Here is a 12,046-nt window from a genome sequence, read left to right as displayed (position 1 = left end):
CGCCGAAAAGCGTTCCTTCCAGCTCACCCGCTCGCCGGGCGACGGGGCAACACCAGCTTCGCGGTGAGCACCTGCACCACCTCCCCCTTCTGGTTGCGCGTCTCGCTGCGCACGGTGGCGATGCCCCGGGCCGGATTCGTGCGCGAGGGAGTGATCTCCACCACCTCGCTCTCCACGTGGAGCACGTCCCCGGGGCGCGTGGGCTTGGGCCAGCGAAGCTCCCCGCCCGCCCCGACGATGCCTCCCCGGAACGGCAGCCCGCCCTGCACGTTGAGCTTCATGGTGATGGCGGCCGTGTGCCAGCCGCTCGCCGCCAGGCCTTCGAAAAGCGTGTCCTTCGCGGCCTCGTCGTCCAGGTGGAAGCCCTGTGGATCGAACTGCTGGGCGAAGGCGCGGATCTGCTCCGCGTCCAGGGCATGCGTGCCGCTGACAAACCGCTGGCCCACCTGGAGGTCGTCCAGGAACAGCTCCTGCTGCTCACCCGACTGCGCTGAACCCATGGCCCGTGCTCCTTCGCGCCCGATGCGTCGGGTGTGATTAATGCTCACCTACGGTGTGTGGATCCACACATCCATGACAGACTGGGTGCTATCCGAATCCTCCTATCGATCGCGTTCTGGACCTTCCTCGCGCTGTCCAGCGCGGTGCTGTTCCTTGGAGCACTCCTGCTGTGGGCACTGACTCGCCCGTTCGACGCGAATGGGCGCGTGCTCCACCTGTATTCGTGCTTCTGGGCCCAGCTGTACTTCTACGTGAACCCCCTGTGGAACCTGCGGGTGGAGGGCCGCGAACGCCTGCCCTGGAAGGGCGCGGCGGTGCTGGTGGCCAACCATGAGTCGCTGGCGGACATCCTGGTCCTCTTCGGCCTCTACCGGCCCTTCAAGTGGGTCTCCAAGGCGGAGAACTTCAAGCTGCCGCTCATCGGCTGGAACATGCGCCTCAACCGCTATGTGCCGCTCATCCGCGGCGACCGCGCGAGCATCATCCAGATGATGGCCGGGTGTGAGCACTGGCTGTCGCGCGGCGTCCCCATCCTGATGTTCCCCGAAGGCACCCGCTCCCAGGACGGCGAGGTGAAGGCCTTCAAGGACGGCGCCTTCACGCTGTCCATCCAGCAGCGCTGCCCCATCATCCCCGTGGTCCTCACCGGCACCGCGCGGACCATGCCCAAGCACGGGCTGGTCATCCAGCAGGCGGTCCACGCCCGGGTGCGCGTGCTGGAGCCCATCGACCCGGCGGGCTTCGCCGGGGACGTACATGCCCTGCGAGACCACGTGCGCAACGTCATTGTCAGCGAGAAGGCGCGCATGGAAGCAGAACGTTGAACATCACGCGCCCGTGACGGGCCCGTCACGACGAACCCGTCACGAAGCTGCGACTTGGGGGTATGAGCAGGGCGTGCCTGTCCGCCTGAATCCCCTGCGTTGCGTGTCGGTCCTCGCCGTGGCCCTCCTGGGCCTGGGCGCGTCCGGAGCCCGTGCTGAAGAAGACGTCACACCGTCCACTTCCGGACTCCCGGGGCGTGCGGAGGTGGCGGAGGTCGTGGTGGACAGCCCGGGCAAGACGAAGCACGGGACCATCAGCTCCTACGCGCAGGTGGGCGTGGGCGACATGGTGGACGACGAGGAGCTGCTGAAGGTGGAGCGGCGACTGCTGTCCACGGGCCTGTTCCAGGAAGTGCATGTGCGTACGGAGCCCCGGCAGGACGGGCGCGTGCGATTGCTGCTGGAGGTGAAGGACAAGGCGTCGTGGGTGGTGGCCCCCACGGTGGCGCTGTCGTCCGCCAACACCGGCGGCGGCCTGCTCTACGCGGAGAACAACCTGGCCGGGCGCGCGAAGAAGTTCGCCGCCGCCGCGCAGGTCAGCACCGGCGAGAGCGGCCTGTTCATGGGCTACCTGGACCCGCTCGTCTTCGGGCTGCCGCAGCTCAAGTTCAGCCTGGAGGGACAGCTGCGAAGCGATCGCGTGGACGAGTACCTTCCGGGTGCCAGCCAGGACGACCCCGAAATCGTCCGGCGCACGCGGCTCAACTCGGCGTCGATCGCCAGCGAGCTGGGCTTCATCCTCTTCGAGCGCGTGCGCGCGGCGGCCAAGTACCGCCTCTCCAGCATCGACGCGCAGTCGCCCGACGCGGAGAAGCCGGTGACGACGCAGGCCTTCTCCACGGGCCCGTCGCTGCGGGACACGTCGCTGCGCTTCATGGTGGGCCTGGATTCGCGCCAGACGCTGCACGCGGTGACGGAGGGCCTCAACCTGGAGGGCTCCTACGAGGTGTCCGTCCCGGGGGTGTGGAGCGAGTTCCGCTACCGCAAGTTCGGCGTCCTCTACCGGCAGGGGTTGCGCTTCTTCACCGAGCAGAACCTCATCCTGCGCGGCGAGCTGGCCGTGGGAAAGGACCTGCCCTTCCACCAGGAGCTGGTGATGGGCGGCAACACCCTTCGCGGCTTCCAGTACCGCCAGTTCCGCGGCGACACCCGGCTCACCTTCACCGCCGAGTACCACTTCCCGCTCTTCTCCATCAAATCGCTGGCGTTCCGGGGCGTGGGCTTCTCCGACACGGGCGTCATCGCCTTTCGCGACCTGCCCAACAATGGAACCCTGACGGACGCCAACGGGCGCGTCATCCGCGGCTACCTGCCGGAGTCGAAGTCCGGGCTCGACAACGCCACCGTGGCGCAGGGCGTGGGCGCGGGCCTGCGCCTGTATTTGAGCAACGTCGTGCTGCCGCTGCTGGGCGTGGACGTGGCCTACGGCGTCAACTCCGGGCAGCTGCGCGTCTACCTGGTCGCGGGCGTCACCCCTTCGTAGCGCCCCTCCGGGACGAACCGTGACGGCCCGTCAACTTCCAGGCGCGCCGGGGCGATAATGCCCTCACCCCGGTCCCTCGCCGGGCCGCACCCGCGAGTCGCCCCCATGTCCAAGGTGCGGTTCGATCCCTTCGGAGGCACCGCTGGCAATGGCCCCCACATCATCCCCACGGGCCTGTACCCGGGCGCTTCGAGCCGCATCGCCATGGCCCACGACACGGACTGGGACCTGGGGCGCTACTTCGGCGCGGGCCCGCTGAGCCAGCTGCGGGGCGCGCCGAACGCCGACGAGTTGGGGATGCTGGGCCTGAACCCCCTGCTGGGAGGCGACTTCAACTACGTCAGCCCGCTCGGACACCCTGACTGGCAGGTCGCCTACACCACCAGCATCGAGCCGCCCGGAGCGTGAGGCCAGGCAGAGCTTAAGACTTGCTCAAGATTGTCCGTCTACCTTCCAGCGCATCACTGGGAGGCAGCATGCGCGACGACAATCACGACCACGACCGGGGCCTCGAATACGACCTGAAGCTCCTGGCCGCGAGGACGGACCGGAGGCAGCTCCTGAAGTGGATGATGGCGGGCGCGGCCCTCCTCCCGCTCGTCGGCTGTGGCGGAGGCAGTGAGGGCAGCGGCTCCGCCTGCGAGTCCTCCGTCCCCGAAGAGACCGGCGGACCGTATCCGGGGGATGGCTCCAACGGGGCCAACGCGCTCGTGCTCTCCGGCATCGTGCGCGGCGACATCCGCTCCAGCATCGCGGGCCTCTCCGGCACCGCGGAAGGCGTCCCCTTCACCCTCAAGCTCACCCTGGTGGACAGCGGTGGCACCTGCGCGCCGCTGGAGGGCTACGCCGTCTATCTCTGGCACTGCGACCGGGACGGCCAGTACTCCATGTACACCCTCCCCCAGCAGAACTACCTGCGGGGCGTGCAGGAGACGGACAGCACGGGCACAGTCACCTTCACCTCCATCTTCCCCGCCTGCTACTCCGGCCGCATGCCGCACCTGCACTTCGAGGCCTACCCCAACCTCTCCACCGCCACCTCGTCGAAGAACAAGATCAAGACGTCGCAGATCGCCCTGCCCACGGACGTCTGCCAGACGGTGTTCGCGACACCGGGCTACAGCGCCAGCGTGAGCAACCTGTCGCGGATCAGTTTCTCCTCCGACAACGTGTTCAGCGATGGGACGGAACTCCAGATGGCCACCGTCACGGGAAGCGTGGCGAAGGGCTACGTCGCCACCCTCACAGTGGGCGTCCCGGCATAATCCATTTCCTTCCCCCTGTTTTGAGACACGCGGGAACCGCATTAGAACAAGTCCGGGATTCGCGGCATTCATGCGATTCCCAGACAGGGCTCCCCCATGCGTGGATTGAAGGCCGTCGCGTTGCTCGCGGCGGTGACGTCCGTTGTGTCCCCCGGTGTGACACGTGCGCAGTCGCAGTCGATCGCCGCGGCGCACGTGTATCACAATCACATGCCCAACTTCTGGCCGTACTACGACGTCTCGCAATACGCGACGACGCCTGTGGGCGGTCCCATCCGTTACGCCTACGACGCGCAGGTCATCCAGATCAAACAGTCGCCCCCGGCGAACTACACGTACTTCCTGCCGTCGGGCGCGCCCATGCCGCACGACGATCTGGTGACGTACTACTCGCACAACGCGAAGACGGGCGCGTACCTGTACTGGCCGCCGGACGTCGCGCAGGACATGCGCACCAACGCGTCCACCGGTCAGGTGCACGTGACGATGTCCGGCGCCGTGGTGAACAACGTCAACGACCTGTCCACGCGCAAGAACGTGGCGGGCTACGACAACGCGTCGTGGGGCTCGCCGTGGAAGGCGAAATACGACGCCCTGCGCACGCCCACCGGCAAGCGCACGTTGGATCTCATCCACTTCACCGGCCACCACAGCATGGGGCCGCTGGTGGGCAACGACTACTTCCTCAAGGATTTGGTCTACCAGAGCGCCACGCTCGCCCAGCCCTACTTCCTGGGCGGCAGCTTCCAGGCGTCCCCGGGCTTCTTTCCCACGGAGCTGGGGTTCTCCGAACGGCTGATTCCCACGCTGGCGAAGCTGGGCATCCAGTGGTCCGTCATCGGTGACAACCACTTCTCGCGCACGCTGAAGGACTACCCGTTCCTCAACGACCCGGGCTCGGACACGCTCGTGTCCCCGCCCAACCGCGCGGACCTGCGGAACACCAGCAACGTGGGCAGCTGGGTGAGCGCGCAGATGGCGCACGAGCAGCAGACCATCCGCAACAAGTACCCCTTCGCCTCCACGCCGCACTGGGTGCGCTACGTGGACGCCGCCACGGGCGCCGAGTCCAAGGTGGTGGGCATCCCGGTGAACCAGAACGGTTCCTGGCTGGAGGGCTGGGAGGGCTCCGCGACAGTGGACGTCGTGAACCTCCAGAGCTTCCAGGGAATGGTGCCGCAGCGGCAGTTCTTCGTGATTGCCCATGACGGCGACAACAGCGGCGGCCGGGCCGGTTCGTCCGACACCTGGTACAACGGCCGCAGCGCCACCTGCGCCGGTGGCGTGCAGTGTCTGGGCATCAGCGAATACCTGGCGGCCCACCCCCCGGTCGCCAGCGACGTGGTGCACGTGCAGGACGGCTCCTGGGTGGACACGCGCGATTCGTCGTCGGATCCGCAGTGGCACCACTGGCGTCTGCCCATGGGCATCTGGAAGGGCCAGTTCCCCGCGTTCAACGCGGCCACCGGCCTCAACCTGGCGCCGAAGACGAACCTGAGCGGCCTGCAGGAAGGGATGACCGTGTCTTTCGAGCACGGCTGGCACTACCTGGAGCGCAACTTCGCCCAGCTCCAGGCGGCCCTCAACTACGCGAAGACGGCCGAGCAGATCTGGCTGGACGCGCACCCCAACCACTGGCAGCCCACCACCGCCATCGACAGCCAGGTGACGCACGCGGGCAACCAGTTGAACCCGTGGATGTATTCGTTCCCGGTGAAGGGCGACGCGGCCAATGACTGGGCCGGCGGCGCGAACCCCGCCGAGCTGTCCTGGTACTTCCTGCTGCCCGCGATGGACTCCGGCTTCGGCTACTACGACGAGAACGTGGACGACATCGTCAAGCCGACGCTGTCCTTCAACCAGTCGCTCTACTTCTCCAAGCCCTACGTGCAGGACCGGCTCACGCAGGACCGCACCGGCCCGTCCGTGTGGTGGCCCAATCGCTGGCCGTACAACCCGGGCAGCGCCAACACGGACAAGTCCGAGGGCTGGACGCTGCATCACTTCAACAACGTGTTCGGCCTCTACACCTACGCCCATGACGTGAGCGGCATCGCCAGCATCAAGGCGCGCGTGCGCGTGCACACGGCGAAGTCCATCGACCCCACGGACAACACGCACAAGGTCTACGATCCGGCGGCGCTGAAGGCCGCGGGCATCCCCAACATCGACACCGCGCGCGTGGGCGCGTGGGTGGACTTCCCCCTCAAGCGCCGCGACCTGCGCCCGTCGATGAACGGCGTGTCCTGGCAGCCCGCGCACCTGGCGGTGATGGCGAAGGTGCCGGCGCAGGAGACCGGCGACCTCTACTACGTCACCGTGGGCAGCTACCGCGACCAGCTGCTCGACTACTACATCGAAGCCACCGACACGCGCGGCAACGTCACCCGCAGCGAGATCCAATCCGTCTACGTGGGCGCGGGCCGCTACACGCTCACCGGCGGCAAGTACGTGGAGGACATCAACGGCACGGTGGTGGGCACCGCGCCCTTCCTGGTGGTGGACACCGCCGCGCCCTCCACGCCCACGGGGCTCGTGGCGGCCACACGCACGGACCGCTCGGTGAGGCTCACGTGGACGGCCTCCACGGACGACGTGGGCGTCGCGGACTACCTCGTGTTCCGGGGAGGGACGCAGGTGGGCACCAGCACCACGCCGGCCTTCACGGACTCGGGCCTGACGCCGAACACGGCCTATAGCTACACGGCGAAGGCGCGGGACGCGGCGGGCAACACGTCCGCCGCCAGCAGCGCGCTCGCCGTCACCACGAAGGCTCCGGACACCACCGCGCCGTCGGTGCCCACCGGACTTGCGTCCGGAGCGGTGACGAGCTCCTCGGTCGCGCTGTCCTGGACGGCCTCCACGGATGACTACGCCGTCGCCGGCTACCTCGTGTCGCGCGAGGGCGTGCAGGTGGCGTCCGTCACCGGCACGACCTACACGGACACGGGCCTGTCCTCCTCCACGACGTACCCCTACTCCGTGAGGGCCCAGGACGCGGCGGGCAACACGTCCGCCGCCAGCACCGCGCTCTCGGTGACGACGGGCACCGGCTACACCACCACCGTCTATTACAAGAAGGGCTTCGCCACGCCGTTCCTGCACCACCGCCCGGCGGGCGGCACGTGGACCGTGGCGCCCGGCGTGGCCATGCCGGACGCGGAGGTGGCCGGCTACGCGAAGTACACTGTCAACCTGGGCGCGGTGGACAAGCTGGAGGCCGTCTTCAACAACGGCAGCGGCACGTGGGACAACAACAACGGCCTGAACTACCTGTTCCCCGCGGGCACCTCCACCTTCAACGCCGGCACCATCGCCCCGGGCGGACCGGTGGTGGACGCCACGGCGCCCACCACGCCCACGGGCCTCACCGCGCCGTCGAAGACGGACACGTCCGTGTCGCTGTCCTGGACGGCCTCCACGGACAACGTGGGCGTGACGGGCTACCTCGTGTTCCGCAACGGCACCCAGGTGGGCACGCCCACCAGCGCCGCGTTCACGGACACCGGGCTGTCCAGCAACGTCGCCTACAGCTACACGGTGAAGGCGAAGGACGCGGCGGGCAACACGTCCGCGGCCAGCACCGCGCTGTCCGTCACCACCAGCACGGGCAGCACCGCGACCGTCTATTACAAGAAGGGCTTCACCACGCCGTACATGCACTACCGCCCGGCGGGCGGCACGTGGACGACGACCCCGGGCGTGGCCATGCCCAACGCGGAGGTCACAGGCTACGCGAAGCTCACCGTCAGCCTGGGCAGCGCCACGCAACTGGAGGCCGTCTTCAACAACGGCAGCGGCACGTGGGACAACAACGGTGGGCTCAACTACTTCCTGCCCGAGGGCACCTCCACGTTCACCGCGGGCGTCATCACCGCGGGCGCGCCCTCCACCGACACCACCGCCCCGAGCGTCCCCACGGGCCTCACCGCTCCGTCCAAGACGGCCACGACGGTGAGCCTGACGTGGACCGCGTCCACGGACGCCAGCGGCATCGCGGGCTACGACGTGTATCGCAATGGGACGCTCGTGGGTTCGCCCGCTTCGACGGCGTACACCGACACGGGCCTCACCCTGGGCACGGCCTACAGCTACACCGTGCGCGCCCGGGACAACGCCGGCAACGCCTCCGCGCAGGGCAGCGCGTTGAGCGTCACCACCGCGACGAGCGGGGCCGCCGTCACCTTCCGCTCGACGGCGAGCACCGTGCAGGGCCAGAACGTCTTCGTGGTGGGCAGCCTCGCCGCGCTGGGAAGCTGGAGCCCGGCGGCGGCCATCGCGCTCTCGCCGGCCAACTACCCGACGTGGGACGCGACGGTGGGCCTGCCCGGCTCCACCGCGTTTGAATACAAGTACATCAAGAAGGACGCCGCCGGGAACGTCGTCTGGGAGAGCGGCGCCAACCGCGCGTCGACGACGCCCGCCAGCGGCACCGTGACGCTCAACGACACGTGGAAGTAGTCCCGTAGCGTCCACCCGGTGTCGAGCCCCCGCGTGCCTTCACGAGGCGCGGGGGCCCTTCACGTCGGCCGGGTGGCGCCTTCGCGCCGACTACTCGGTGATGAGGTCCGTGTACTCGCTGCCGCTGATGGAGTTCCTCCACTTGGAGGAGAAGCCCAGCGCGTGCTGCGGATTGACCACGTGGGGCACGGCCACCTTCGCCACGTCCAGGCGGGTGATCTCATTGGGGAACAGGTCCAACACCTTGCCGAACTGCGCCGCCGTCAGGTAGACGCGCTTGAGCATCTTCTCCGCCTTCTCCTCGCGGACGATCTCGTTGGGCTCGCTCTTGAGCGACTGGTAGAAGCCGCTCCACGTGCTGGCATCCATCGGGAGCTGACCGTCCCGGCGTGTGGTGCAGCCTTCGTCCGACCCGGTGCCACAGTCGCGGAACGAGGGCCCGGACTCCCGTTCACGCACTTCCCGTTCACGCACGGGGGCCACGTACTCCGTGTTCCGCTCCGTCCGGGTCTCCGTGTGCGTCTCCGTCGTCGTCATCCCCCCCGTCACGCGCACGTCCATGCGCGTCCCACCGCCACGCACCTTCACGGTGGCGCCCTCCTCGCCGTCCGGACCCGACGCCTTCACGTGGATGCGCGCGCCAGGCATGTCCTGATCATCGACATCCACCTGCATGTTGATCTCCGCCCCCTGGGCGAAGGAGACGGACGAGACGAACAGGGATGAGGCCAGCACGGCGCGGACAATCGGGTTCATGGAGGTTCCTTGAGGTGGAAGCGGGTTCGCCCGACCGTTGGGCGTCATCGCCGCTGCCCCTTCTCCACGTCGAATCCGCGCATTTATTCACCGGAAGTGTACAGATTCGTCAACCCAGGTCCGGGCCCTGGCCCAAAGAAGACCGCCCCGACTCCGGTCCTCCAGGCCAGCAGCGGCGTGGGGCACGAGGTCGGGGCGGCGGGAGCGACACCGCTTCTCCTCAGGAGAAGCGGCCCGGCATGAGCACGACGACGGTCAGGGGTTGGTGCCTTCGCTGACCGTGCCACCCGTGCGGCCCAGCACGTACTTGGCCAGCGCGAGCGCGTTGTTCTCGTCCACGAGGGTCGCGTAGGTGGGCATCTGCGTGCCGGGCTTGAAGGCCTCCGGGTTGCGGATCCACTTGGCCACTTCCTCCACGGGCTTGCCCTTCGCGCCCTGGAGCTTGGCCTCGTAGGCCTTGCCGGGGGCATGGCACGTCGCGCAGCCCAGGGCGCTGAACATCTTCTCCGGGTCGCTGTTGGCGGGATCCACCTTGGGACGGCCGCCCGCGGGAGGAGGCACCACCTTGTCGACCGGCTTCATCGAACGGATGAAGGTGTAGATGGCCGTCAGCTCCACGTCGTCCGCGTAGCGGTACTTGGGCATGGGCGCGCGCAGCAGGTGGCCGTCCGGCGTCACACCGCTCTTCATCGCGAGGATGAACTCATCCAGCGTCCACTTGCCGATGCCGGCCGTCTCGCTGGGCGAGATGTTCGGCGACAGCAGCTTGCCCTCGCCACCCAGCGGCGTCATGTCGAACTCGAAGCCGCCGCCGAGGACGGTCGCCGGATCCTTCATCTTCTCCGCGCTGCTGCCGAAGCCGGCCGAGTGGCAGAAGACGCAGTCGTAGACGCTGGCCGACACGTAGCGGCCGTACTCCACGGAGTCCGCCGCCTTCGCGGGCACCGGCACCTCCGCGGTGCGCGACTTGTCGTTGATGCCCATGGCGAACGAGAACACCATCCGGCCCGGGGGCGTCAGCTCGGAGCGCGGCGGCTGCGCCTTCTCCGGCGCGAAGTCCGGGTGGCCGGAGCGCATGAAGCCGATCACCGCCGCCAGGTCCTTGTCACCCATGTTGGGGAACGGCGGCATGGGGCGGAACTTGTTGTTGCGGTCGATGGAGTTGATCACCATGCGGGCGATCTCCTGATCCGACCAGGCGCCCACGCCCTTCTCCGAATCCGACGTGATGTTCGCCGAGTAGAACGTCCCCAGATCTGGCGGGAAGTCGTGCATGCGCACGCCCACGGGCTTCGTGTTGCCTCCGCCCGCGTGACACTCGGCACAGACGGCGCGGAAGACCTGCTCGCCGCGCGCGATGCCCTCCGGCGACGAATCGCGAGTGATGTTGGGTAGCGCGACGTCCTCGTAGGTCTTATTCACCTTGTGGGTGGCCAGGCCCATCGCGGAGCCGGCACCAATCAGGACCAGGACGACCAGCACTCCGACGGCCAGCAGGATCTTCTTCATCATGGGGAACGTTGCTCCGTACGGCGTGGATTCAGCACTTCGCCATCCCCGGTGAAGGAGATGGCGAAGCGGGAGGCGTTGGTGGCAAGGGACTGCGACTACTGGAACGGAACGCAGGTGGTCGGCGGGGGGATGTTCGGCTGATTCAGGGGCACCGCGTCCGCCAACTGGAGTCCCGCGAACGTGACGACGCCCGGCGTCGGGGGAAGCACGAGCGGATCCGTCTTCCAGGGCCGGTTCTCCACGGTGCTCGTGGTCAGATCCTTCGGCGTGTAGACCACGGGAACCGGAGGCCCCATCAGCGGCGGATGGACGATGGCCACGAGCCCCAGGCTGCTCACGGGCGCGCCCGGGGCGACGAAGAAGCCGCGCGTGGACTGGATGGCCGCCAGCGGAGGCGGCAGCGGCGCGCCCGGAGGCGCCCACTCCAACGTCAGCACACGGCCCGCGGAGGCCTCCACGGTCGTGTTCTCACCCGGCACGCGGAAGACGGGGAAGCCGGGACGGTACAGCCAGAAGACCGTCACGCCGGCGTACTTCGCCGGGTTGAGCAGGTCGTCCACCGTCACCGCCGTGCCTTCCGTGCTCAGGAACTTCGCGACCGCCTCCACGATGCCCTTGTCGCTCACCTGGATGGCTTCCAGGCCCACGCACGCGCTGTGGCCGGTGACCACCGGACGTGCGGCCGCGGTAGGCAGGTAGTTGCCCACGGCCACAGGGGGCAGCGGGAACGGCGTCAGCGCGTCGTTGGCCAGCGCGCCCTGCCCCAGCGAGAGGACGAGGTAGATGGGGGGAGGACCCTGCAAGGGCCCCTTGGGCCAGGGGCGCGTGGGCACCTTCTCGATGGTCCAGAGGCCGGCCGTGCTGGCCATCACCGGCGGGGGCGGCGGGGGCGGCTGGCCCGTCGCGTCCGGCACCGTGTCCAGCACCGTCACCAGCGATTGGCGCACCGTCGAGCGCTGGAACAGCGGGCTGAACTCCGCGTACAGCGGCGGCAGCGGGCACTGCTTGCGGCCGTTGACGACGGGCCCGTACAGCTCCGAGCACATCGCCAGGTTGATGAAGTAGGCCTCCGGGTCCACCGTGAAGCCCGTCAACCGGGTGGTGAGGCCCGCCGGCTCGCGGTTCACGTACACGGGGCGAGGGACGAAGGTCGACGACGCGGGCGTGCCGGACTCCTGGCAGCCGACGCCCAACAGGCTCGCTCCGAGGAGCGTTCCAACGAAGAGTGACTTTTGCATGGCTCG

At 68.3% G+C, this 12,046-nt stretch carries 9 protein-coding genes; 5 read left to right on the top strand and 4 right to left on the bottom strand.

The annotated features are described in order from the left end of the window. Positions 1–23 precede the first annotated feature (23 nt). Positions 24–500, bottom strand: a complete 477-nt coding sequence (locus OV208_RS40900; protein ID WP_267579405.1) for a MaoC family dehydratase — start codon at positions 498–500, stop codon at positions 24–26. A gap of 144 nt (positions 501–644) precedes the next feature. Between OV208_RS40900 and OV208_RS40895 the strand changes: the two genes are divergently transcribed. From OV208_RS40895 to OV208_RS40875, 5 genes are all read left to right on the top strand, one after another. Next, entirely contained in the window at positions 645–1,325 is a 681-nt protein-coding gene (locus OV208_RS40895; RefSeq protein ID WP_267579465.1) for a lysophospholipid acyltransferase family protein, read from the top strand. 73 nt (positions 1,326–1,398) lie between these two features. Then, positions 1,399–2,808, top strand: coding sequence for a BamA/TamA family outer membrane protein (locus OV208_RS40890; protein ID WP_267579404.1), 1,410 nt, complete (start codon positions 1,399–1,401; stop codon positions 2,806–2,808). 105 nt (positions 2,809–2,913) lie between these two features. Then, positions 2,914–3,216 (top strand): hypothetical protein, encoded by a 303-nt coding sequence (locus OV208_RS40885; protein WP_267579403.1) that lies wholly within the window; start codon positions 2,914–2,916, stop codon positions 3,214–3,216. 68 nt (positions 3,217–3,284) lie between these two features. Then, a complete protein-coding gene (locus OV208_RS40880; protein WP_267579402.1) occupies positions 3,285–4,073 on the top strand; it encodes an intradiol ring-cleavage dioxygenase in 789 nt (262 codons plus the stop codon). A gap of 96 nt (positions 4,074–4,169) precedes the next feature. Next, positions 4,170–8,534: a carbohydrate binding domain-containing protein gene (locus OV208_RS40875; protein WP_267579401.1), complete on the top strand. Its 4,365-nt coding sequence runs from the start codon at positions 4,170–4,172 to the stop codon at positions 8,532–8,534. Between the two features lie 90 nt (positions 8,535–8,624). Here the strand turns inward: OV208_RS40875 and OV208_RS40870 are convergent, their stop codons facing one another. The 3 genes from OV208_RS40870 to OV208_RS40860 form a co-directional block, all read right to left on the bottom strand. Then, positions 8,625–9,290 carry a DUF4476 domain-containing protein gene (locus OV208_RS40870; protein ID WP_267579400.1) on the bottom strand — a complete coding sequence of 222 codons (666 nt, stop codon included), beginning with the start codon at positions 9,288–9,290 and terminating at the stop codon, positions 8,625–8,627. 255 nt (positions 9,291–9,545) lie between these two features. Further along, positions 9,546–10,802, bottom strand: a complete 1,257-nt coding sequence (locus OV208_RS40865; RefSeq protein ID WP_267579399.1) for a c-type cytochrome — start codon at positions 10,800–10,802, stop codon at positions 9,546–9,548. 95 nt (positions 10,803–10,897) lie between these two features. Further along, on the bottom strand, positions 10,898–12,040 hold the full coding sequence (locus tag OV208_RS40860; RefSeq protein ID WP_267579398.1) for a hypothetical protein: 1,143 nt from the start codon (positions 12,038–12,040) through the stop codon (positions 10,898–10,900). Positions 12,041–12,046 lie beyond the last annotated feature (6 nt).

It is taken from the genome of Corallococcus sp. bb12-1, assembly GCF_026626765.1.
Taxonomy (GTDB): Bacteria; Myxococcota; Myxococcia; order Myxococcales; family Myxococcaceae; genus Corallococcus; species Corallococcus terminator.
Note: the sequence above shows the minus strand (reverse complement) of the source record. Positions and strands in the feature narration are given on the sequence as shown.

Excerpts from the sequence above, each read along its gene's own strand:
- OV208_RS40870 (WP_267579400.1), bottom strand. The coding sequence starts at position 9,290 with ATGAACCCGATTGTCCGCGCCGTGCTGGCCTCATCCCTGTTCGTCTCG.
- OV208_RS40900 (WP_267579405.1), bottom strand. The coding sequence starts at position 500 with ATGGGTTCAGCGCAGTCGGGTGAGCAGCAGGAGCTGTTCCTGGACGAC.
- OV208_RS40875 (WP_267579401.1), top strand. The coding sequence starts at position 4,170 with ATGCGTGGATTGAAGGCCGTCGCGTTGCTCGCGGCGGTGACGTCCGTT.
- OV208_RS40860 (WP_267579398.1), bottom strand. The coding sequence starts at position 12,040 with ATGCAAAAGTCACTCTTCGTTGGAACGCTCCTCGGAGCGAGCCTGTTG.
- OV208_RS40880 (WP_267579402.1), top strand. The coding sequence starts at position 3,285 with ATGCGCGACGACAATCACGACCACGACCGGGGCCTCGAATACGACCTG.
- OV208_RS40885 (WP_267579403.1), top strand. The coding sequence starts at position 2,914 with ATGTCCAAGGTGCGGTTCGATCCCTTCGGAGGCACCGCTGGCAATGGC.
- OV208_RS40865 (WP_267579399.1), bottom strand. The coding sequence starts at position 10,802 with ATGATGAAGAAGATCCTGCTGGCCGTCGGAGTGCTGGTCGTCCTGGTC.